Source organism: Kribbella steppae (assembly GCF_004342025.1).
Lineage (GTDB): Bacteria > Actinomycetota > Actinomycetes > Propionibacteriales > Kribbellaceae > Kribbella > Kribbella steppae.
The window spans coordinates 366,472-389,659 of record NZ_SLWN01000005.1; the positions used below are offsets into that span (position 1 = coordinate 366,472).

The 23,188-nt window shown below is 68.3% G+C and carries 19 protein-coding genes; 14 read left to right on the forward strand and 5 right to left on the reverse strand.

Going from position 1 to position 23,188, the window contains the following annotated elements; all coding sequences use genetic code 11:
- Nucleotides 1-152 precede the first annotated feature (152 nt).
- The 5 genes from lanKC (at nt 153) to EV652_RS16640 (ending at nt 8,346) form a co-directional block, all read left to right on the forward strand.
- Nucleotides 153-2,732 carry a class III lanthionine synthetase LanKC gene (gene lanKC, locus EV652_RS16620; RefSeq protein ID WP_132210031.1) on the forward strand — a complete coding sequence of 860 codons (2,580 nt, stop codon included), beginning with the start codon at nt 153-155 and terminating at the stop codon, nt 2,730-2,732.
- Nucleotides 2,733-2,738: 6 nt separating this feature from the next.
- Complete coding sequence (locus EV652_RS16625) at nt 2,739-2,873, forward strand: SapB/AmfS family lanthipeptide (protein ID WP_132210032.1); 135 nt, start codon at nt 2,739-2,741, stop codon at nt 2,871-2,873.
- 201 nt (nt 2,874-3,074) lie between these two features.
- Complete coding sequence (locus EV652_RS16630) at nt 3,075-5,003, forward strand: prolyl oligopeptidase family serine peptidase (protein WP_132210033.1); 1,929 nt, start codon at nt 3,075-3,077, stop codon at nt 5,001-5,003.
- Nucleotides 5,000-6,652, forward strand: coding sequence for an ABC transporter ATP-binding protein (locus tag EV652_RS16635; protein WP_132210034.1), 1,653 nt, complete (start codon nt 5,000-5,002; stop codon nt 6,650-6,652). Before EV652_RS16630 ends, EV652_RS16635 begins: the two co-directional genes overlap by 4 nt.
- Nucleotides 6,649-8,346, forward strand: a complete 1,698-nt coding sequence (locus EV652_RS16640; protein ID WP_132210035.1) for an ATP-binding cassette domain-containing protein — start codon at nt 6,649-6,651, stop codon at nt 8,344-8,346. The genes EV652_RS16635 and EV652_RS16640 overlap by 4 nt, the downstream gene beginning before the upstream one ends.
- Here EV652_RS16640 and EV652_RS16645 read toward each other — a convergent pair.
- Complete coding sequence (locus EV652_RS16645; RefSeq protein ID WP_132210036.1) at nt 8,325-8,930, reverse strand: response regulator transcription factor; 606 nt, start codon at nt 8,928-8,930, stop codon at nt 8,325-8,327. The genes EV652_RS16640 and EV652_RS16645 overlap by 22 nt on opposite strands.
- A 428-nt stretch (nt 8,931-9,358) precedes the next feature.
- Between EV652_RS16645 and EV652_RS16650 the strand changes: the two genes are divergently transcribed.
- On the forward strand, nt 9,359-9,973 hold the full coding sequence (locus EV652_RS16650; RefSeq protein ID WP_132210037.1) for a transglycosylase family protein: 615 nt from the start codon (nt 9,359-9,361) through the stop codon (nt 9,971-9,973).
- A gap of 184 nt (nt 9,974-10,157) precedes the next feature.
- Here the strand turns inward: EV652_RS16650 and EV652_RS16655 are convergent, their stop codons facing one another.
- Genes EV652_RS16655 through EV652_RS16665 form a run of 3 tightly spaced genes read right to left on the reverse strand, consistent with a single transcriptional unit; the run spans nt 10,158 to nt 12,044 of the window.
- Nucleotides 10,158-10,808, reverse strand: coding sequence for a hypothetical protein (locus EV652_RS16655; RefSeq protein WP_132210038.1), 651 nt, complete (start codon nt 10,806-10,808; stop codon nt 10,158-10,160).
- Nucleotides 10,809-10,813: 5 nt separating this feature from the next.
- Entirely contained in the window at nt 10,814-11,455 is a 642-nt protein-coding gene (locus EV652_RS16660; protein WP_132210039.1) for a Pr6Pr family membrane protein, read from the reverse strand.
- Between the two features lie 40 nt (nt 11,456-11,495).
- Nucleotides 11,496-12,044 (reverse strand): 2TM domain-containing protein, encoded by a 549-nt coding sequence (locus EV652_RS16665; protein WP_132210040.1) that lies wholly within the window; start codon nt 12,042-12,044, stop codon nt 11,496-11,498.
- A gap of 78 nt (nt 12,045-12,122) precedes the next feature.
- Here EV652_RS16665 and EV652_RS16670 point away from each other — a divergent pair, with 78 nt between their 5' ends.
- The 3 genes from EV652_RS16670 (at nt 12,123) to EV652_RS16680 (ending at nt 15,456) form a co-directional block, all read left to right on the forward strand.
- Nucleotides 12,123-12,722: a TetR/AcrR family transcriptional regulator gene (locus EV652_RS16670; RefSeq protein ID WP_132210041.1), complete on the forward strand. Its 600-nt coding sequence runs from the start codon at nt 12,123-12,125 to the stop codon at nt 12,720-12,722.
- A gap of 92 nt (nt 12,723-12,814) precedes the next feature.
- Nucleotides 12,815-13,327, forward strand: a complete 513-nt coding sequence (locus EV652_RS16675; protein ID WP_132210042.1) for an AAA family ATPase — start codon at nt 12,815-12,817, stop codon at nt 13,325-13,327.
- A gap of 35 nt (nt 13,328-13,362) precedes the next feature.
- Nucleotides 13,363-15,456, forward strand: a complete 2,094-nt coding sequence (locus EV652_RS16680) for a molybdopterin-dependent oxidoreductase (protein WP_132210043.1) — start codon at nt 13,363-13,365, stop codon at nt 15,454-15,456.
- Here EV652_RS16680 and EV652_RS16685 read toward each other — a convergent pair.
- Nucleotides 15,443-16,462, reverse strand: coding sequence for a LacI family DNA-binding transcriptional regulator (locus EV652_RS16685; RefSeq protein WP_132210044.1), 1,020 nt, complete (start codon nt 16,460-16,462; stop codon nt 15,443-15,445). The two genes, EV652_RS16680 and EV652_RS16685, sit on opposite strands and share 14 nt — an antisense overlap.
- A 271-nt stretch (nt 16,463-16,733) precedes the next feature.
- On the opposite strand from EV652_RS16685, the gene EV652_RS16690 reads away from it, so the two are divergent.
- From EV652_RS16690 to EV652_RS16710, 5 genes are all read left to right on the forward strand, one after another.
- Nucleotides 16,734-17,483, forward strand: coding sequence for a sugar phosphate isomerase/epimerase family protein (locus tag EV652_RS16690; RefSeq protein ID WP_132210045.1), 750 nt, complete (start codon nt 16,734-16,736; stop codon nt 17,481-17,483).
- Between the two features lie 97 nt (nt 17,484-17,580).
- Nucleotides 17,581-18,657, forward strand: coding sequence for a Gfo/Idh/MocA family protein (locus EV652_RS16695; protein ID WP_242001814.1), 1,077 nt, complete (start codon nt 17,581-17,583; stop codon nt 18,655-18,657).
- Nucleotides 18,654-19,262, forward strand: coding sequence for an SGNH/GDSL hydrolase family protein (locus EV652_RS16700; RefSeq protein WP_132210047.1), 609 nt, complete (start codon nt 18,654-18,656; stop codon nt 19,260-19,262). The genes EV652_RS16695 and EV652_RS16700 overlap by 4 nt, the downstream gene beginning before the upstream one ends.
- Before the next feature lie 75 nt (nt 19,263-19,337).
- A complete protein-coding gene (locus EV652_RS16705) occupies nt 19,338-21,755 on the forward strand; it encodes a glycoside hydrolase family 2 protein (RefSeq protein WP_242001815.1) in 2,418 nt (805 codons plus the stop codon).
- 66 nt (nt 21,756-21,821) lie between these two features.
- Nucleotides 21,822-23,180, forward strand: coding sequence for an APC family permease (locus tag EV652_RS16710; protein WP_132210049.1), 1,359 nt, complete (start codon nt 21,822-21,824; stop codon nt 23,178-23,180).
- Nucleotides 23,181-23,188: the final 8 nt, after the last annotated feature.

Genomic DNA, 23,188 nt, shown 5'->3' on the forward strand with positions numbered 1-23,188 from the left:
CTCAGAAACGGCATCCAGGTTACGAAGAGTGTTTAGTTACTCACTCGTAGTGTGTGCGTTCTTCACATCAGAGTGATGACATCGTGCACTACGACGACCCCTGGTGGGGTGCCCAAGATGTGCGGGGCACCACGAAGGGGGGTCGGACAGTTATGCGTGACGGAGCGCAGGAGAGTTACGAGTTCTATTGCCTGGCGGATCGGACGTTCTACGAGACGCCGGCCAATCGTGGTGCCCAGCACCCTGACTTCGCGCTGTGTGCGCGGGAGGTGCCAGCCGGCTGGCAGCATGTGCCCGGCGAGACGTGGATGCACTACGCGCCGGCCGACCTCCACCTACCGCCGCAGGGCTGGAAGATCCATGTCAGTGCCCGGCTCGCCGATGTCGAGCGGACGCTCGAGGCGGTGTGGGAGTACTGCGTCCCGCGCGGGATCGCGTTCAAGTTCCTGCGCAACGAGCCCGTGCTGGTGATGGTCAACTCGAAGTCCGCGCCGCGTGGTTCGAGCGGCAAGCTGGTGACGATCTACCCGGCGGTCGAGGCGCAGCTGGAGCTGGTCCTCAAGGAGCTCGACGACATCCTGCAGGGCGTCGAAGGGCCCTACATTCTCAGCGACCTCCGCTATTCAGAGGGACCGCTGTTCGTGCGGTACGGCGCCTTCGTCAGCAGGTACTGCCTGTCGCCCACCGGCGAGCGCGTGCTCGCCGTCCAGGACGACCAGGGCCGGCTGGTCCCGGACCATCGCAGTCCGACGTTCTCGGTGCCGCCGTGGGTCACGCTGCCGGCGTTCCTCCAGCCGCATCTAGAGGCTCGCAACGCGGTCACCACCAACGAGCTCGCGTACACGATCGACGGCGTCATCCAGTTCTCCAACGGCGGCGGGGTGTACCTCGGCCACCACAACGAGACCGGCGAACGCGTTGTCCTCAAGGAGGGCCGTCCGCACGCCGGTCTCGACATGGCCGGCCGTGATGCGGTCGCCCGGGTCAGCCACGAACGCGACATCCTCGAGCAGCTCGACGGCCTGGACGTCGTGCCGAGGACGCATGACTATCTGCAGCTCGGTGAGCACCACTTCCTCGTGCAGGAGCACATCGATTCGGTGTCCTTGCAGCGAGAGCTGGTACGGCGCTATCCCTTGACCCACCCGGATGCGACCGACGCCGAGAAGGCCGAGTACGCCGCCTGGGCCACCGAGATGGTCGCCAAGGTCGAGGACGCGGTCGGGCAGCTGCACGGTCGCGGAGTCGTGTTCTGCGATCTGCATCCGGACAACGTCCTGCTCGACGGCAACGGCCGGCTGACCCTGATCGACTTCGAGGTCGCGACCCGCGCCGAGGACAAGGCGCGGTCGACGCTCGCTCACCCGGGCTATGCGGCGCCGCCGGATCGTCAGGGCGTCGACGTCGACCGGTACGCGCTGGCGTGCGTCGCGCTCGGTGTCTTCGCGCCGCAGGCAACGATCCTGCTCAATCTCCGTCCGGGTAAGGCATTCCAGCTCGCCGACATGATCACCGAGACCTTCCCGGTGCCTAGGGCAACGATCGACGAAGCGGTCAGGACCATCTGTCCTGACCCGACGGACGACTTCAAGAATGTCGCGCTACCCGGCAAGGCCGCGTGGACCGACGTACGCGCGGCACTCACGAGAGCCATCGTTGCCAGCGCGACGCCCGAGCGGACCGACCGACTGTTCCCCGGCGACATCGCCCAGTTCCGCGCCGGCGGCGGCATCGACATCGCGACCGGGGCCGCGGGGGTCCTGTACGCACTCGCGAAGACCGGTGCCGGCCGTTTCCCGGAGTACGACGACTGGTTGCGTAAGCGGATCCTGGACACCGAGACCGGGCCTGGCCTGTACGACGGCCTGGCCGGTGTAGCGCATGTCCTCGACGAGCTCGGCTACCGCCAGGACGCGTTGGACCTGGTCGACCGCACTCTCGCCGACGATTGGAGCTCCCGCGAGCTCGGCCTGCATTCCGGACTCGCCGGCATCGGCCTGAACCTCCTGCACTTCGACACCGAGCCGGCCCTTCGAGCCAAGGCAGTGCGGGTGCTCGATCTGGTCGCTGACCGGCTCGGCGACGTCACCGACGTACCGGAGATCAGTGGCGGTCAGCACGCGCGGGCCGGACTGATGTATGGCTCGTCGGGACCGGCGCTGTTGTTCCTGGAAGCGTTCGAGCAACTGGGCGACACCGGGTTGCTGGATCTGGCGGAGATCGCCATCAGGCAAGACCTCAAGAGATGCACGACAACGCCCGACGGAATGCTTCAGGTGAACCAGGGTTGGCGGACGCTGCCTTATCTCGAAGAAGGTTCGGCCGGTGTCGCGCTCGTCCTCGAGCGGTACCTGCGCCACCGTCCGTCCGAAGAGCTCGCGACCATCCTCAGCGAGCTCCAACGCGTGACGCACTGCTCCTACTACGTCCAGCCCGGCCTGTTCATGGGTCGCGCCGGTCTGCTCCTGACCGCCGCCTCACTCGGCGAGGAGCAGGCGACGGTCGACGACGTGGTGTACGGGCTCGGTTGGCACGCGATGCCGTACGAAGGCGGCCTCGCGTTCCCCGGCAACCAGTTGCTCCGTCTGTCGATGGACCTGGCGACCGGATCGGCCGGCGTGCTGCTGGCCCTGGGAACCGCGCTGCACGACGCGCCGGTGTCCCTCCCGTTCCTCGGACCTCCCCAGTGGTCCGAGTCTGTGTCCCGACGATCTGCACCGAAGGAGGTGTAAAAGAACATGGCACTTCTCGACCTTCAGGGTCTGGAGACCCCGGGCTACGGCGGCGGCCACCACCACGGTGGTTCCACGCTGACCGTGCTGGGCTGCGCTTCGCAGCGCCCGAGCAACCTGAGCCTTCTGCTCTGCCACTGATCGGTCCCTGGGCAACCAGGTTCTGAAGGCCCTGGGTGGGCGGCAATACCCACCCAGGGCCGAACCTGCATTCAGCCCGGTCCGCCGAACAGCAGAGCAGTCGGGCAATCGGGCCGCAGCGCTCGCCCGCTCGGCCCGTGCGCTCCAGGTCACCGGCCGTCCCCGGCGGCCCGTGTTCTTCTGACGGAAGGAGCACCGCACTTGTCGAACTCCGTGCAGTCCTATCCATGCGCCGAGCGGCTCCCGCTCGTGGAGCAGGTGCACGGCCACCCCGTCGCGGACCCGTACCGCTGGCTCGAGGACGCGACGTCCGCACAGACGCGGCGGTGGCAGGCGAGCCAGGACGAGTTCTGGCTGCACCACGCCGCCACTCTGTCCGGCCGGTTCCGGTTCCGCACCCGGGTGAAGTCCCTCTCGAACGTCGGCACCCTCTCGACCCCAACCTGGCGCGGCAGCCGCTGCTTCACCACCCGCCGCGACCCCGGTCAACAACATCCAATCCTGTACGTCGACGAAGCGGTCCTCGTCGACCCGATGCAGCTCGACCCGTCCGGCCTCACCACCCTGGACAGCTGGCAACCATCGCCCGACGGCGCCCTCGTGGCGTTCCAGGTCTCCCGAGGCGGCGACGAGCAGTCCGTCCTTCAGGTCCTCGAGGTCGCCACCGGCCGACTCGTGGACGGCCCGATCGACGGCTGCCGCTACTCGCCCATCGCCTGGCTCCCGGACGGAAAGTCCTTCTACTACGTGCGTTTCCGCCAGGTACGACGCCACACCCTCGGCGAGCCGGACGCCACGGTCCTCGCCGACGAAGCGTCGTACGGGCTGGAGATCAGCAACGACGGGCGCTGGCTCACGATCTCAGCCGTCCGCGGTACGGCGAACGACCTTTGGCTGGCCGATCTCAGCACCGACGAGCCGCCCACCGCGATCCAGCGAGACGTCGACGCGCTCACCGTGATGTCGGTCGGCCCGGATGGCCGCCTGTACGTCGTCACCACAAAGGACGCCCCGACCGGCCGGATCTGCATCGGCGATCCCGCTAATCCACTTGTCTGGCACGAGTTCATCAGCCCGGACGCCCCGCTGACCGGCCTCGCGATCCTCGACGACGTAATGCTCGTCAGCACGACCAGCGAGATCGCCGTCCACGACCGCGCCACCGGCAATCGGATCGGCGACGTCGACCTGCCCGGCGTCGGCTCGATCGGCTCCTTGACCGCTCGCCCGGGCGGCGGACATCAAGCCTGGTTCAGTTACACCGACAGCATCACTCCGTCGGCCGTCTACTGCTACGACGACACGATCGGCCGTACGACGCTCTGGTCGCAAGCACCGGGCGCGAAAGCGGAGGCCGAGTCCCACCGACTCACGTGCACGGCGCCGGACGGCACCGAACTCGAACTGCAAGCGATCATGAAGCCGGGTCACCACGGTCCGCGGCCGACGATTCTCTACGGGTACGGCGGTTTCGGCCAGTCGCTGTCCCCGACGTACTCGGCCTTCACCCTCGCGTGGGTCGAGGCCGGCGGCGTCTTCGTGACGGCAAACGTCCGAGGCGACGGCGCGGCCCACCGAGCCGGCATCCTCGACCGGAAGCAGAAGGTCTTCGACGACTTCATCGCCGCGGCCGAGCACCTGATCGCGGAGGGCTGGACCACCGCCGAGCAGCTTGCGTTGTGTGGCGAGTCGAACGGCGGCCTGCTCGTCGCTGCCGCACTGACCCAACGCCCCGAGCTGTTCGCCGCCGCCGTCTGCTCAGCGCCGTTGACAGACATGGTCCGCTACGAGTTGTCCGGGCTGGGCGAGCGCTGGGTGCCGGAGTTCGGGTCCGCGAAGGATCCCCAGCAGTTCGAGAACCTGCTGTCGTACTCGCCGTACCACCGGGTGACCGAAGGCGTGAAGTATCCGGCCGTTCTGTTCACGCTGTTCGGCAACGACACCCGCGTAGATCCCTTGCATGCAAGGAAACTCGCCGCCTCGCTTCAGCACGCGACCGCCAGTCAGCGCCCGGTGCTCCTTAGATTCGACCCGGATTCAGGTCACGCGACCGCCTCAGCCGGCAAGGGCATCAGCTTGGCGGCCGACATGCTGGCCTTCGTCGCCGAGCAGACCGGGCTGGACTCATGACCACCTTCGGATCGGTGGTCAAGCACGGCCGGGGCTGGTTGCCGCTCATCGGGTTCAACGCCCTGATCGGCAGCGGGGTAACACTCGCGCTGCCAACGATCCTCGGCCATTCGGTCGACTCGATCGTCGCCGGCACCGGCTACACGCAATGGCTGATGGCCGCCGCAGGCCTCATCGCGCTAGGTGTCGTCGCCAGCCTGATCGACGCCTTCGCCGGCGCCGCCTGCGTCGCCGAGACCACCGCCTGGCTGCGGCACCGCCTGGTCAAGCAGATCGTCCACGGTGGGCCGGAAGGCACTCGCGGCTTCGAGACCGGCGACCTCGTCACCCGCGTCTCCGCGAACGCCACGGACGCCGCGCAAGCCGGCCCGGCAACCGTCACCGCGATCGCCGCCGTCGCACCGCCCGCCGGAAGCCTCGTCCTGCTGGCCGTGATCGATCCCTGGCTCGCCGCCGCCTTCTTCGGCGGCGTGCTGCTGGTGATCGCGGTCCTCTGGACTTTCGCCCGGCGTACTGCCGACGTCAGCCTCGCGTACCAGGAGACCCAGGGCCGTATCGCCTCGCTCCTGTCCGAGTCGCTCACCGGCATCCGGACCATTGCAGCCGCCGGTACGACGTCCCGCGAGGAACGACGCATCCTCCGTCTGCTGCCCGAGCTCCACAAGCAGGGTGTCGTGACCTGGCGCATCCTGGCCCGCTCCGGCGCGCAGGCGGCGGTCGTGGGTCCGCTCGTGCTGGTCGCCGTACTGGCCGTCGGCGGTCTCCAACTCGTGGCCGGTCAGATCACTGCCGGCGAGCTGTTCGCCGCTTCCCAGTACGCGGTACTCGGCGCCGGCCTGGGCAATCTGACCGGCGTGATCGGAGAGATCGCCCGAGCGCGCGCCGGTGTGCACAGGGCGGCCGACGTGTTGTCGACGGAGACCATCGGGTACGGGACCTTGCCGATCCCGACCGGCCCCGGGCAGCTCACGTTCGACAGTGTCAGCGTGGTCGCGGGCGGGAATGTCCTGCTGGACAACGTGACTCTCGACCTGCCCGGTGGTGCGACGGTGGCTGTCGTCGGTCCGACCGGCGCTGGCAAGTCGATATTTGCTGCGGTTGCCGCGCGGCTGCGTGACCCGTCGATCGGTCAGGTCTCGCTGGACGGCGTACCACTGCAGGCTGTCAGCCGGCGGGCGTTGCGCAGTGCGGTCGGGTGCGCATTCGAGCGCCCACAACTGGTCGGACGGACGATCGGAGAGGCGATCGAGCCGAGGGCCGTCAGCCCGGTGCGTACGTTGGCGGCCGCGCGTGCGACGCATGCGCACGACTTCGTCAGCCGGCTGCCGGACGGGTACTTCACGTCGTTGCGCAAGGCACCGATGTCCGGTGGTGAGCGGCAACGGCTCGGGCTGGCGCGGGCCTGGTCGGCGAACCGACTGCTGGTGCTGGACGACGCGACCTCGAGCCTCGACACGGCGACCGAACTGCAGATCAGCCGCACGCTGACCGAGGACCGGCACCACCGCACCCGGCTCATCATCACCCACCGTCCCGCAACCGCGGCCCGGGCCGACCTCGTCGTCTGGCTCGACCACGGTCAGGTCCGCGCTGTCGCACAGCACGCAGACCTCTGGCAGAACTCCTCCTACCGCGAGGTCTTCGGTTGAGACGCGAACTCTCGTACGGCGCCAGCGCACTCCGGAACCGGTCGAGCCTGAAACTGCTCGCGTGGTCGATTCCGGAGATTCTGCCGACCGCGGTGTACGGCATCGCGGTCGCGCGGGCGACGGACAACTTCCTCGCCGGCCACGCCTGGCAAGGGATCGCGTGGCTCGGCGGTCTGGTCGCGGCCGCCGGCCTGGGATCAGCCGGCGCGAAGCAGGTCTACGGCCGGCTCGGCGATCTGGTCGAGCCGGTTCGGGATGATCTGGTACGACGGGTTGTCGCCGGCGCACTGCGCACGGGTGACGACAGTGCCGTGGCCCGGCTGAACCGGCAGGTCGAGATCGTCCGGGACACGTTCGCCGGCCTCGTCCTGGTGATCCGCAGTTTCGCGGTCACATTGTTCGGCGTACTGGCCGGCCTGTTGTCGCTGGCGCCGGTGGTCGCGGCGTTCGTCGTACCGCCGTTCCTGATCGGGTTCGCGTTGTCCCTGGCGGTCTTGGGGATGGCTGCGGATCGGGTCCGGGCGTCGTTGAAGGCCGACGAGGATCTGGCGTCCTCGGCGGGGATGGTGTTCGGCGGCGTACGGGACATCACGGCGAGCGGCACCCAGGAGTACGCCGAGCAGCTGGTCGGCGAGCCGATCGAGGCGCACGCGACGGCGGAGCGCGCACTGGCCAAGGTGGCCGCCCTCAGGACACTGTGTTTCGCGGTCGGTGGCTGGTTGCCGCTACTGATCCTGCTGGCGATCGGGCCGTGGCTGGTCGGGCGTGGGGTGAGCACCGGCACGCTGCTCGGCGGGCTGACGTATGTGCTGATCGGTTTGCAGCCTGCGCTCAACACGGTGCTGAGTGCGTTGGGCGACAGCGGTCTGCGGTACGTGATCACGCTCGGGCGGATCCTGGACACGTCGGCGCCGGTCGAGCGACCGCGGCGGATCGACGTGGTGCAGGGGTATCAGGTGCGGATGCGCGCGTTGACCTTCGCGTACGGGCCCAACGCCGAGCCGGTGCTCGACAACCTCGAGCTGACGGTGGCCGAGGGCGAGCACCTCGCGGTGGTCGGGCCGAGCGGGATCGGCAAGTCGACCTTGGCCGGGCTGGTCTGCGGGATGCTCAAACCGACCCGCGGTCGGTTGCTGCTGGGCGACGTACCGCCGATTGACCTGACGACGGAGCGGTTGGCGGCGACGCGGGTGCTGATCCCGCAGGAGGCGTACGTGTTCAGCGGGTCCGTGCTGGACAACCTGATCTACTTGTTGCCTGATGCAACGATACTGGAAGTCGAAGAGGCCGTCGAGGCGATCGGCGCGGGCGGGTTGATCGAGCGGATCGGCGGATTGGCCGCGGACGTGAAGCCGGGTGAGTTGTCGGCCGGCGAGCGCCAGTTGATCGCACTCGTCCGCGCGTACCTGTCGCCGGCGCCCCTCGTCGTACTCGATGAGGCGACTTGCTTCCTGGATCCGGAGGCGGAACGACGGGCCGAGGAAGCCTTCGCCAAGCGGGGCGGCACGCTGATCGTGATCGCACACCGGATCAGCTCAGCCCTGCGTGCGCGGCGCATCCTGGTCCTGGACGGCAACAAGGCGACCATCGGTACGCACGCCATGCTCATGCGAACGTCCCGCCAATACCGCGAACTCCACGGTCACTGGACCCCGACGACCGATCAGCGGCGTCAGATCCAGCCGGCGTCCTGAGCCTTCCGGATCGCTTCGATGCGGCTGCGCGCGCCGGTCTTGGCGAGGATGCGGGACAGATAGTTGCGCACCGTGCCGGCGCTCAGGCTGAGGGTGCGGGCAATCTCCTGCGCGGTGGCACCAGTGGTGACTTGCCGCAGCACCTCGCACTCGCGATCCGTCAACGGATTGTCGCCCGCCTTCAACGCGGCCACTGCAAGGCGTACGTCGACCACCGGCAAGCCCTTCGCCACATCGCGAACCGCCTGCACCAGCTGGTCCGTCGTCGCATCCGTCGCGATCAGGCCGATCCGCGGAGCCTGCTTCACCAGGGCCAGGCTGGTCGCGGCGATCGCCTCGTGATCGATCAGGACGAGTACGCCGGGGCCGGTCAGCTTCCGGCACAGGTCCTCGATTCGGATCCGCCCAGGCAGTTGTGGGTCGAGCAGTACGACGTGCGGCCGTCGCCCGGCCACGTGCAGGACGTCCTCCGAGCGGTCGAGCTCGGCCACCACGTCCAGATCGTTCTCCCTTGCCAGCACCGCGGCCAGTGCACCACGCACCAACGTGCCGCGATGGGCGAGAGCTACTCGGATCACCGCCATGCCCCCATCACATCCGTCGCCTCATCCGCCGGCCGCCGCCACGAATCCGACATCCGGACGGCGGTGCCCGTGTTTCATCAACGAGTCAATCGCCCAGATGACACGCCCGACGGGGGTCGGAGGGTGGAAACCGGGCTGTTTCGGACGTGTGACTACCCGTGTCGGGCCACCCTCAAACGAGCCACTGCGGAGCGGGAAACCGTTCTGTTGTTGGGGTTTCGGTTCGTCAAGGCGACAAAAAAACCGGGGCAGATTCGGTGAATGGTCTTGCGCTACCGGCCGAGGTCGCACAGGATGACTCAGGTCGCGTCGTTACCGTGGCGTGACCATTCGGACGCTGTCCTGTGACCTGCCCGAATGCCCCCTCCCCTGCACGGGGGGTCTGGTGAGTTACCACCATGCCCTAGCTCACGAGGAGCGCACTTCTGATGTCCAAAGCACGACATGCGCGCCCCCGGCGAAGTACCCGCCGGGTGGCCCGGACCCTCACGATCGCCGGCCTCGGGGCCGGTATCACCGCCGCCGGCGCGGGCGCGGCCTTCGCGACCGACTACACGGTCAAGCCCGGCGACACCCTCTCCGAGATCGCTCAGGCCAACGGTGCCGACTGGCATGAGCTGGCAGAGCTCAACAACCTCAAGGACCCCGATCTGATCCTGATCGGGCAGACCCTGTCGCTGGACGGTGTGAAGAAGGCCACCGCCCCGCGCAAGGCGACCGCGAAGAAGGTCGAGACCAGGAAGGTCCGCAAGACCGAGCGCAAGGTGCGCACCAACCGCTCCGACGACCGCCCCGCGACGAGCGTGAACATGAGTGCCGCCTGGAGGAAGGTCGCGCAGTGCGAGTCCGGTGGTAACCCGCGGGCGGTGAACCCGGCCGGCTACTACGGGCTGTTCCAGTTCGACCTGCAGACCTGGCGCAGCGTCGGCGGCTCCGGCAACCCGGCGAAGGCGTCGGCGGCCGAGCAGCTGATGCGCGCGAAGAAGCTGTACTCCCAGCGCGGCGCCCAGCCGTGGCCGGTGTGCGGCCGCTTCCTGCGCTGACACAGTCCAACCGGTCGGTGCGGCGGTAGACCGTCCTCCCGTCGTACCGACCGGCCTCAGCACCAACAGCCACCACGGCAAGCCGTGGCGGCGAGTAGTCAGCTGCCGTTTGGCGCCTCCCACCCCTCGTGGCGGGTTAGTGCGCAACTCATCCGTGATCGCGATGGGTGGGGGGCACCAGACGTCAGCTGCGGGTGAGCACGAGCATCTCGTTGGCGCCCACCTGGAACTCGTACGGCACCTTGCGGACCTCCCAGGTGATGCCGTCCAGCGCCGCCAGCAACTCCGGCAGATAGGGCACCGGCTCACCGGCACCCTGCATCACCAACGGGAAGATGCGGACCTCGCGGTTGCTGACGCGGATCAACTCGCGCAGCGGCGCGAGGTGCCAGTCCCGGTCGTACTTGTCGGCCCAGGTGAACAACAGGTGCGAGCACAGCACCAGCTCGAAGCGCCTGTCCCCGAAGGGCAGTTCCGGCAGCCCGGCCGCGACATAACGCTCGGGCGCCACCGACACGTCCTGCAGGAAGGTGTCGGCCGCCTCGATCCTGAACTGGTCCTTCCGCTCCGGCGACCCGTACCAGTGCCAGACGAAGCTTCCCGAGTGCTCGTCGACGATCCCGGCGGTTGCGGGCAGGCTCCGCCGGACCGTGTCCACCAGTTCGGCGGGCTCGAGCTCGTACGCCGGATCGGCGGCGATCGCGTCGACACCACGGGCGGCGGCTTCGGCGGTGAAGCCCGCACCACCCGCACAGCAGTCGAGGATGGACTCAGGGAGTTCGGTCAGGTCGAACATCGCTTCGTACTCGGCGTACGAGCGAGAGGTCACCAGCACGGGTCTTACCTTTCGACGGTTGTCTTCCGGTACAACCGGCGATCGAGGGAGGTGGCCCCGGCCGCCAGAACCAGGAACAGTATCGCGACCAGCAGACAGTTCAGCAGCACCCGTGGATAACCGTGCTCGGTGACGTCGACGAACGGGTACGGATAGAACCCGACGAACTCGCCGCGGACCAGCGTGAACACCAGCCACAGCAGCGGAAACACCAGCGACCAGGCAACGACACGCGGATCGGTCCGCCCGCGCGGCCCGAACAGCAGCCAGCCCAGTACGCCGACCACCGGCGCGGCCGTGTGCAGCAGGAAGTTCGCGACCGCCGCCCACCCGGACAACTCATCCAGCGACGCGAGCGCCACGTGGTAGACGATCCCGGTCACTGCGATGCACAGGACCCCGTTCAGCCGCAAGACCCGGAACACCAGGCCCTGCGGCCGATCCGGCTGCAGTGCGAGCATCAGCGCCGTACCACCGAGCAACAGGTTCGACTGGATGGTGAAGTACGCGAACACGTTGAACACCCGGTCCGGGTTGTCCCGGAAGAACCCATCGTTCCCGTTCGCCGTCACGCTCACCTGCACCACGATGCCCACCGCCACGATCAGCGCGGTCAACCCCGCCCAACTACGCCCCGTCGTCGTCATGAACGCAATGTACGACGACGAGACACTGGACACTGGGACCTCAGACGGACTCCTTCTCCTTCTCGCGAGCCTCGGCGCCGTCGAAGGTGTAGCTGAAGGAGACGATGGCGTCGATCACCAGCACGATGGTCCACGTCCAGGCCGGGCCGAGCAGAGCGTCGTACCCCTGACCGGAGAGGACGCCGAGGCCGAGCATGATGCCGGTGCCGACGGCGTACGCGAGCAGGTGGCGGAACCAGCCGGCACGCTCGCGGCGGGCCCGCTCCGGACCACCCTTCGGCGGCTTCACCGGACGCGGCGCACCGGCCATGAAGTGCGCGGCCCACTTGTCCGCCCATTTCAGCGTCTGGTGCCCGAAGCCGACACTGACGCCGATGAAGATCGCGGCCAGTGAGTGCTTGAACGACGGCTCGCCGCCGCGCTGGATGTCGATCACGCTGGCAACCAGCATCACCACATCGACCAGCGGTACGCCGGCCAGCAGCACCATCCCCGCCTTCGGCAGCCGGAGCAGATAGCGCGTCGCCAGGCCGGCGGCGAGCAGGACCCAGAACCCGATCTCACACGCAGCGATGACAGCGAGCAACACAGCGGTTCACCCTCCCGAGATTTATTCAGCACGACCGTGTTACAACCGACTCTAACACGGCTGTGCTAAAAAGGACACGTGCCGAAGATCGTCGACCACGAGACCCGCCGCGAGGAGATCGCCGAAGCGCTCTGGCGGGTGGTCCGTCGGGACGGGATCCGGGCCGCCTCGGTCCGGACCATCGCCGCCGAGGCCGGCTGGTCCGCGGGCGCGGTCCGCTACTACTTCCCGGACCAGGCGGGCCTGCTCAGCTTCGCGATGGACCTGGTCTTCCGCCGGGTGACCGAGCGGATCAGTGCGCTGAGCCCGAAGGGCAGCGCGACCGCGGTCGCACTGCGCTATCTCGAGGAGGCGCTGCCGCTCGACGAGGAGCGCCGCGCCGAGTTCGACGTCTGGATGGCCTTCATGGCCCAGGCCCAGGCCGAGTCGGACGCCGGCAGCCTGCACGAACACGTCGACAAGGTGCACGACGGACTGCGTTCTCTGTGCGAATCCCTGATGCGGGCATTGTCCGATTCCGGCGTTCTGGGGAAGGATCTCGAACTCCCCCGGGAAATCGAACGTTTACATGCCCTGATCGACGGCCTCGCCCTGCACGCGGCGATCCAGCCGGACCGCTCCACCCCGGCCCGGGTCCGGCAGATCCTGCGCCATCACATCGAGACCCTGCTGGCCTGAAACCCCTTACAAACGGAGCTTTTCGGTCCGGGGAACGACAAGTTTCACCGAGACCGGACTAAAACCTCGCCAGGCGTGGCACGATCACCAGCATGGAATCCGAGGGGGTGATCGTCGTCAGTGGAATCAGGGCGGCCGGGAAGTCGACGGTCTCGCAATTACTGGCCGAGAGATTCCAGTACGGCGTCCACCTCCGCGGCGATGTGTTCCGCCGGATGATCGTCAGCGGACAGGCCTCGATGGCCGACGACAGCGCCGCGGCCCAACGGCAACTCCAGTTGCGCTACCGGCTCGCCTGTCAGGCCGCCGACGGGTATGCCGATGCCGGTTTCACCGTGATCCTGCAGGACGTCGTGATCGGCGAACTGCTGCGCGAGTTCCTCGACGGAATCCGGACCAGACCGCGCTACCTCGTCGTCCTCACGCCGCGCCCCGAGGTCATCTCGAGCCGGCTCGGTGGAGCGCATCACCTGGTCGACGAGCTCGACTACGAACTGCACGCATTCACCCCGCGCCGCGGCCTCTGGCTCGACAACTCCGACCTGTCCGCCGGCGAAACCGTCGACGCGATCCTGGGCCGCCTCGACGAGGCACGCTTCGAGTGATGACCAGAGAGGCTACCCAAGGGTAGTTTGGCTGGATGGCGACCACAGTACGGCGGACCTCGTGCAACCTGTGTGAAGCGATCTGCGGTGTGCTCGTGACGGTCGAGGACGGCCGGGTGACCGACATCCGCGGCGACGAGTCGGACCCGCTCTCCCGCGGTCACATCTGCCCGAAGGCGGTGGCACTCCGTGACCTTCAGGACGACCCGGACCGGTTGACCACGCCCGTACGACGTACCGCCGACGGCTGGCAGGAGATCGGCTGGGACGCGGCGTACGACCTGGTCGTCTCCAACCTCACCGAGGTCCAGCGCGAGCACGGCCGGAACGCGGTCGGCGTCTACCTCGGCAACCCGAACGTGCACAGCCTCGGCGCCCTGACGCACCTGCCGACGATGGTGCGACAGCTCAAGACCAGGAACCGGTTCAGCGCGACGTCGATCGACCAGCTCCCGCACATGCTCGCGTCGTACCTGCTCTACGGGCATCAGCTGATGATCGCGGTCCCGGACATCGACCGGACGTCGTACCTGCTGATGCTCGGTGCCAACCCGCTCGCCTCGAACGGCAGCATGATGACCGCACCCGGTTTCGGCCGGCGGCTCAAGGACTTGCAGAAGCGCGGCGGCAGGGTCGTCGTCATCGACCCCCGCCGGACCGAGACCGCCGCGGTCGCCGACGAGCACCACTTCGTCCGGCCCGGTACCGACGCGGCCTTCCTGCTCGCGCTCATCCACCAGGTGATCGCCAACGGCCAGGCAACGACGGCGTCGTACGTCGACGGCCTCGAGGCGGTCGAGCAAGCGGTCGAGCCCTGGACCCCGGAACGCGCGGCCGGCATCACCGGCATCGACGCCGACGTGATCCGGCGGATCGCGGACGAGTTCGCGACGGCCGACCGGGCCGCCTGCTACGGACGCGTCGGGGTGTCGACGCAGCAGTTCGGGGCGCTGTGTCAGTGGGCGATCCAGGTGCTCAACATCATCACCGGCAACCTCGACCGGCCCGGCGGGACGATGTTCCCGCGGCCGGCGGTGAACGCGCTGCTCGGGCTCGGACGCGGGCACGTCGGCGTCTGGAGGAGCCGGGTCCGCGGACTGCCCGAGTTCGGCGGTGAGCTGCCGGTGTCGACGATGGCCGAGGAGATCCTGACGCCGGGTGACGGCCGGATCCACGCGATGGTGACGATCGCCGGCAACCCGGTGCTGTCCACGCCGAACGGCCGCAAACTCGACGAGGCCCTGGACACACTGGACTTCATGGTCGCCGTCGATCCCTACATCAACGAGACCACCCGGCACGCCGACGTGATCCTGCCGCCCGCACCACCGCTCGAGCGCGACCACTACGACGTGATCTTTCACCAGCTCGCCGTCCGCAACACGTCCCGCTGGAACGACGCCGTACTGCCGAAGCCTGAGCAGGCGCGGCACGACTGGGAGATCTTCCGCGATCTCGCCTTGCGACTGCTGAGTCGTACGCCGATGAGCCGCCGGAAGGTGCTGGCGTCGGCGCGGCTGCGGATGTCGCCGCGGCGGATCGTCGACCTCGGACTGCGGATCGGGCCGTACCGGCTCTCACTCCGCAAGCTGCGGAACTCGCCGGGCGGGATCGACCTCGGACCGCTGCAGCCCGCGCTCCCGGGGGCGCTCCACCACAAGACCAAGCGGATCGACCTCGCCCAGCGGATGATCCTGGACGACCTCCCCCGGCTGGCAGCGCTGGCCACCGGGAACGACGGCGAACTGCTGCTGATCGGCCGCCGGCACCTGCGCAACAACAACTCGTGGATGCACAACTCGGCCCGGCTGGTGAAGGGCAAGCCGCGGCACCAGCTGCTGATGAACCCGGACGACCTGGCCAAGCACGACCTGTCGGACGGCCAGTTGGTCAACGTCAGCTCGGCGGCCGGCACTGTCGCGGTTGAGGTTGCCTCAAGCAACGACATGATGCCCGGCGTGGTCAGCCTGCCGCACGGTTTCGGCCACGGCCGGCCGGGCTCTCGGTTGTCGGTCGCGAATCAGGTCGCCGGACCGAGCGCCAACGACGTCACGGACGCCGAGTTCACCGACACCGTGGCCGGTACTTCCGCGGTCAACGGCGTACCGGTCACCGTCACTGCCTGCTAGGCGGTGGGCCTGAGCTGTCGCGGATGATCAGCAGCGGTGTCGAGTAGAGGTGTGCCTGCGGGCGCGCACCTTCGAGGAGATCGAAGAGTCGGCAGGTGACCTCGGCGCCGTACGCGACGACGTTGTGGCTCATCGCGGTCAGCGTCGGATGCGTGTGCCGGCACAGCGTCGAGTCGTCCCAGGCGACCAACGTGACGTCATCCGGCGACCGCAGCCCCAGCTCCTGTACGACGGCCAGACCGGCCACCGCCATCAGGTCGTTGTCGTAGATGATCGCGGTCGGCCGAGCGTCGGCGGTCATCAGCGCACGCGTCGCGGCGGCACCTTCGTCGGCGGAGAAGTCGGTGTGCACCACCCTGACGTCCAGGCCCAGCCGTCGGCTCGCCGCCGTGAACGCCTGGTCCCGGACCCACACGTGGCCGTGTTCCGACATACCGGCGACGCGGGCGATCGCGCGATGACCGAGGGACGCGACATGCTCGACCGCGGCGTTCATCGCCGACGCGCCGTCGGTCCAGACGCAGGCCATCCCGTCGGCCAGTGACGGGTCACCGACCAGTACGGCCGGTACGCCGAGCTTGCGCAGCAACGGGATCCGCGGGTCGCCGACCCGCAGGTCCACAACGATCACGCCGTCGACCCGGCGCTCCGCAGCCCATTTCCGGTACGTCGCCAACTCCGCGGGCAGATCCGCCACCACCTGGAGGGCGAGCGCGTACGACTTCCTGGCCAGTACGGACTCCACGCCGCCGACGAAGCCCATGTAGAACGGTTCCTCACTCAAGGTCTTCGCGGTCCTGGCGAGGACGAGCCCGAACGTCTCGCTGCGCGCCGCGGACAACTGCCGGGCAGCCCGGTTGGGCACCCACTCCAGCTCCTCGGCGACCTTCAGGACCCGCGCCCGGGTGGCCTCGGAGACCCCCGGCTGGTTGTTCAGCGCGTACGACACCGCGCCTTTGGAGACGCCTGCCCGACGGGCGATCTCCTTGATGGTGACTCGGGGCACGACGGCCTCCTTCGAACGGGCGCCCGGACCGCTGACGGACGGTCCGGAATCCTTCAGTGTGCGCCGGTTTCTACGCCGTGTCATTGGGCAAGCGCAGAGAGTAATGATTTGATCAAATCCACGCTCACAGGTGACCGCCCAGTGGTTGGGCCGAGGGTGGTGTGGAGCGGCGCGATTGGGATACGGTTGCCGTCGTTACTTAACCGGTTCGGCAATTAAGTCGGCGCGGAGCCCAGGGCAGCGGGCGAGGCGTCGGCGACGAGGAGAAACCATGGTCGCAGTGGACAACCTGTCCCTCCAGTTGTACACGGTCCGAGGCAAGCTCGAGGAGGACTTCGACGCCACCCTTGCGCGTATCGCGGAGATCGGCTACACCAAGGTCGAGCCCTTCGGTGTCACTGCCTTCGCGGACCGCCTGGCCGAGGCGCTGCCCAAGTACGGCCTCTCGGCGCCCACCACGCACGCCGGTCTGCTCCGCGAGGACAGCGGCCCGATCTACGCCGCCGCGAAGCGGCTCGGCATCACCACCGTGATCGACCCGTTCGTCGACCCGGCCCGCTGGCAGGCCGCCGACGACATCAAGGCCACCGCGGAGGCGCTGAACAAGGCCGCCGTCGAGGCCGCCGATCACGGCATCACGGTCGGGTACCACAACCACCACTTCGAGCTCGAGTCGAAGGTGGACGGCGTGCACGCGCTCGAGATCCTGGTCGACAACCTGTCCGACGAGGTGATCCTCGAGGTGGACACCTACTGGGCCGCCGTCGGCGGTGCCGACGTACCGGCGCTGCTCGGCAAGTTCGGCGACCGGGTGAAGGCGATCCACGTCAAGGACGGCGATGGGACGCTGGACAACAAGGCCCAGGTGGCGGTCGGCGCCGGCACCATCGCGGTCGCGGACATCCTGGCCGCGGTCCCGAACGCGCTGCGGGTGGTCGAGCTGGACGACTTCAGCGGCGAGATCTTCGACGCCGTCGAGGGCAGCTACACCTTCCTGACCGGAGAGGGTGCGCCTGCATGAACGAGCGAAGCGAGTTCATCATCCAGCGCAGTGGGCCTCGTGCCTCATCGGCGCCCGGAGCGAAGCGAGGACGTCGGTGAGTGCCGTTGGAGTAGGTGTGATTGGCGCGGGGACCATCTCCGACGCCTATATCAAGAGCATGCAGAGTTTCCCCGACCTGAAGGTGTTCGCCATCGGCGACCTTCGGCCGGAGGCGGCCAAGGAGAAGGCGGAGCAGTACGGCATCGAGACCCACGGGGGTCCCGACGTGGTGCTGAACCACCCGGGCGTGGAGATCGTGGTCAACCTGACCATCCCGATCGCGCACGTCGAGGTCGCGCTGGCAGCGGTTGCCGCAGGCAAGCATGTGTGGAGCGAGAAGCCGTTCTCGCTCGACCAGGACAGCGGCCTGAAGCTGCTGTCGACCGCCAAGGACGCGGGTCTGCGGCTGGGTTGCGCACCGGACACCATCCTGGGTCCGGGCCTGCAGGAGTCGCGCCGGATCATCGAGCGCGGTGAGATCGGCCAGCCGCTGACCGCGCTGAGCCTGATGCAGTCCCCCGGCCCGGAGTCCTGGCACCCGAACCCGGCGTTCCTGTTCCAGGAGGGCGCAGGCCCGCTGTGGGACATCGGTCCGTACTACCTGACCACGCTGGTCCAGTTGTTCGGGCCGGTCGCGGCGGTGGCCGGGCTCGGCTCGAAGTCGCGGGAGAAGCGCACGATCGGATCGGGTCCGCTCGCGGGGACCGATTTCGACGTGACCGTGCCGACCCACGTCAGCGCGATCGCGCGGTTCGAGTCGGGGCAGTCGGCGCAGAGCATCTTCAGCTTCGACTCGCCGCTGTCACGGGCCGGGTTCGTCGAGATCACCGGCTCCGAGGCGACCCTCGCCGTACCGGACCCGAACCGGTTCGACGGGGAGATCAAGATCCGCCGCCGCGATGCGGACGACTGGGAGACCATCGCCAACACCGAGGCGTCGGCGGAGCGGGGCACCGGCGTGCTGGACATGGCGCGGGCGATCCGGGAGAACCGGCCGCACCGGGCCACCGGCGCACTGGCGTTCCACATCGTCGACGTGATGGCCTCCATCACCGAGTCGATCGACACCGGCGCGTTCGTCGACGTGACCAGCACGGTCGAGGTCGCACCGATCCTGCCAGACGACTGGGACGTCCACGCGGCCACGCTGTGAGATCACTACTGCTGGATCCCCGGCGAACCCTCGTGTTCGCCGGGGATTCCGTCACCGACTGCGGTCGCCGGACCGACCCCGAAGCCCTCGGCAACGGGTACGTCCGGAACCTGTACGACGATCTCGGTGCGCGCCGGCCGCGGATCGTCAACGCCGGCATCAGCGGCAACCGGGCTGTCGACCTGGTCAGTCGCTGGTCCACCGACGTCCTCGCGCACGAGCCGTCGCTGGTGTCGGTGCTGATCGGTATCAATGACACCTGGCGCCGGTACGACGAGGACGACCCGACCACGGCCGAGTCGTTCGAGGCGTCGTACCGGGCACTGCTGGATCCGCTCACCTGTCCCGTCGTACTGGTCGAGCCGTTCCTGCTGCCGGTGAAGGACGGGCAGGAGGCCTGGCGGGAAGACCTCGATCCCAAGCTCGACGTGGTCCGCAAACTCGCTGTCGAGTACGGCGCCATCCTGGTGCCGGCCGATGTCGAGCTGAACCGGCAGGCGTCGAGCCTCGGAGCCGCAGCGCTGGCCGGCGACGGAGTGCATCCGACCGCCGCGGGGCATCGCGCGATCGCCGACCTGTGGCGACAGGTCGTTCTGGAAGACTGAAGGGCACCGCTCCCGGCCCGGGGAGGGGTGTGCGCCAACTAAACCGGTTCACTCTGGAGAGCTCCTGTGACATCCGTGAAGACAGTCCCGCTGACCACCGAGGGCGGCGCCGCCTGGACCGTGCGCGCGCTCGACGGGCAGTTCGGCACAACGATCGCCGCCACCGTTCCGGGTGAGGTACACACCGACCTGCTCGCGGCCGGGGAGATCCCCGATCCGTTCGACGGGGACAACGAGTCCGCGCTGGCCTGGATCGGGCGGACCAACTGGAGCTACCAGACGTCGTTCGACTGGACCGCCGATGGCAACGCCGTCCAGGAACTGGTGGCCGACGGGCTCGACACGGTCGCGACGATCACCCTGAACGGCCGGGAGCTCGGCCGGACCGCGAACCAGCACCGCTCCTACCGCTTCGACGTCACCGACCTGCTGGTGGCCGAGGGCAACGAGTTGGTGATCGAGTTCGCCGGCGCGGTGACCGCGGCCGAGGCGGTGTCGGCCGGGTACGGGACCTGGCCGCACACGAATCTCCATCCCTACAACGCGTTGCGGAAGATGGCCAGCAACTTCGGCTGGGACTGGGGACCGGATGTGGCGACCGTCGGGATCTGGCGGCCGATCCGGGTCGAGTCATGGTCCGGCGTCCGGATCGATTCGGTCCGGCCACTCGCCGGTCTCGACGGGGACAGCGGCGTACTGAACACCGAGCTCACGCTGGCCTGGGCGGACGGCTTCAGCGAGGACGTGACCGTCACGGTCGAGGTCGGCGGGACGAAGACCGAACTGACTGTTGCCGCCGGCACCGAGACGGCCTCGGTCACGTCGACCGTCGACGCGGTCGATCGCTGGTGGCCGCGCGGCCACGGCGAGCAGCCTTTGTACGACGTCACGGTCGCGGTGCACGAGGACCGTTGGCAGGGCCGGGTCGGGTTCCGGACCGTCTCGCTGAACGTCGACCCGGACAACAACGGCACCCAGTTCGTCCTGTCGGTCAACGACAAGCCGATCTATGTGCGCGGGGCGAACTGGATCCCGGACGACGCGTTCGTGACCCGGCTGAACCGGGCGACGTACGAGACCAGCATCCAGGACGCGCTCGACGCGGGGATGAACCTGCTCCGTGTCTGGGGTGGCGGGATCTACGAGAGCGAAGACTTCTACGACATCTGCGACGAGCAGGGGATCCTGGTCTGGCAGGACTTCCTGTTCGCGTGCGCGGCGTACTCGGAGGATGAGGCGCTGGCCGCCGAGGTGGAGGCCGAGGCGCGGGAGGCGGTCACCCGGCTGAGCCAGCACGCCAGCCTCGCGGTGTGGAACGGCAACAACGAGAACATCTGGGGGTACGTCGAGTGGGGCTGGCGGGTGCCGCTCGCCGGCCGGCCGTGGGGTGCGGGGTACTACTTCGACCTGCTCCCGCGGATCGTGGCCGAGCTCGACCCGCGGACGCCGTACTCGCAGGGCAGTCCGTACTCGTTCGACCAGTTCATCCACCCGAACGACGAGCGCCACGGCACCATGCACATCTGGGACGTGTGGAACCAGGTGGACTACACGACGTACCGCAAGTACAAGCCGCGGTTCGTGTCGGAGTTCGGGTTCCAGGGGCCGCCGGCCTGGTCGACGCTGACCTCGGTGGTGCACGACGAGCCGCTGGATCCGTACGGCGAGCAGATGCTCGTGCACCAGAAGGCGTTCGAGGGCAACCTCAAGCTGGAGCGTGGACTGGGTGAGCACCTGCCGAAGTGGAAGGACATCGACGACTGGCACTGGACCACGCAGCTGAACCAGGCGCGGGCGATCGCCTTCGGCATCGAGCACTTCCGCAGTCTGTACCCGCTGAACACCGGCGCGGTCGTCTGGCAGCTGAACGACAACTGGCCTGTGGTCTCCTGGGCCGCCGTCGACGGTCATGGGATCCGGAAGCCGCTGTGGTTCGCGTTGAAGCGCGTGTACGTCGAGCGCCTGCTGACTGTCCAGCCGCGGGAGAACGAGCTGGTGGTTGCCGCGCACAACGACACCGATACGACCTGGTCGACCGAGATCACCGTCACCCGCCGATCCATCGGCTCCGACAGTTTTGCCAGGGAGACCTTCGCGCCTGAGGTCGAGCCGCGCTCGGCGACCCTCAGCTCGCTACCCGAGTCCGTCACCAAGCCGACCGACCCGACGCGTGAGTACCTCGAGGTCCGCGGCGCCGACGGCACCACGACGTACTGGTACTTCGTCGAGGACACCGCGCTGCGTCTGTCCGGCAACGCCTACGCAGCGTCGGTCGTCGCGACGGACGAGGGGTACGACGTGACCGTCACCGCGACCGCGTTGGCCAAGGACCTGGCGCTGTTCCCCGATCGCCTCGACCCGGCCGCCCGGGTCGACTCGGGCCTCGTCACCCTGTCAGCTGGCGAGTCGCACACCTTCCACGTCACCGCAGCCACCGCGCCGACAAGCGTCGGCGTACCCGTCCTGCGATCGGCCAACGACCTGGTGAGCTGAGGGGGTTGCACGGTCCGAGACCCGGGGAGGTGGCACGCTGGGGGAACGACCGAGCGAATGGATGGTATGACGACTACTGGTTCGCGGTCGCGGGGGCGGAGTCTGCGGCGCGATGCGCTGGGAGTGGGCTCGTCGACCGCGATCGGGATTGCTTCGACGGCACCGGCGTACTCGCTGGCTGTCTCGGTGGGACTACTCGCCGGGTACACCGGTGCGGCAGCTCCGCTCGTGCTGGCGGCGAGTGCGATCCCGGTGATCCTGGTCGCGCTGTGTTTCCGTGAGCTGAACCGGGCGGAGCCGGACTGCGGTACGACGTTCCCGTGGACCGAGAAGGCGTTCGGTATGGGCACCGGCCGGATGGTCGGCTGGACCACGGTGATGGCGTGTGTGCTGGTGATGAGCAACCTCGCGCAGGTCGCCGCCGTCTACACCTACCTCCTGTTCGGCCTGGACACTGCCGCCGACTCCCGGCTCGCGCAGGCCGGGCTCGGCACGGCCTTCATCCTGGTGATGGCCCTGCTCGCCTATCGCGGGATCCGGGTCGCCGCGACCACGCAGTTCGTGCTGCTGACCGTCGAGGTGGTCGCGCTGTTGTGGTTCGCGATCAACGCCTTCCGCGAGGCCGGGTCCCTGAGCATCCAGGCGTTCTCGGAGACCGGTGACGGCGCGTGGGCGGCCGGCATCTTGGTCGCGGTGTTCCTCTACTGGGGCTGGGACTCGTCCTTCAGCGTCAACGAGGAGACGCGCAACCCGAGACGTACACCGGCGATCGCCGCGCTGATCGCGAACGGCTTCCTGGTCGTCCTGTACGTCGTGGTCGCCTGGGCCGCGGTCGCGTACGCCGGGGTGGATCCGCTCGCGGACACCGCCGACGACGACTTCTTCGCCGTTCTGTCGAACGACCTGCTCGGCACGGCCGGCGGGAAGTTCCTCGTCGGCGCGGTGCTGGTGTCGGCGCTGGCATCGACGCAGACCACGATCCTGCCGACGGCCCGGACGATGCTGTCGATGGCCCGGCGGGACGCGTTCCCGGGGCAGTTCGCGCGGATCTCCGCCCGCTACCAGACACCGACCGTGTCCACCTGGGTGTTCGCCGGGGTGAGCGTAGGGGTGTACGTCGTGCTCGTGCTGACCTCGGACGCCGTACTGGCCGACTCGGTGGCGGCTGTGTCGGTGCTGGTGTCGCTGTACTACCTGGCGACGGCGGCCGCCGTACCGGTCTACTTCAAAGGCGCGCTGCGCGAGCGGCTGGTGCTGCGCCTGGTGGTGCCTTTGCTGGCGAGCTTGTCGTTCGCGGTGGTGCTGGTGCTCGCGGTGGCGGATGTGGGCACCGGGCCGCTGGTTGTGGTGGGTGTAACGATGGTGGTCGGGGCGGCGATCATGTTCTCGATGAAGCCGCCGGCCGAGGGAGAGGGCAGGGCGTGACACGACGA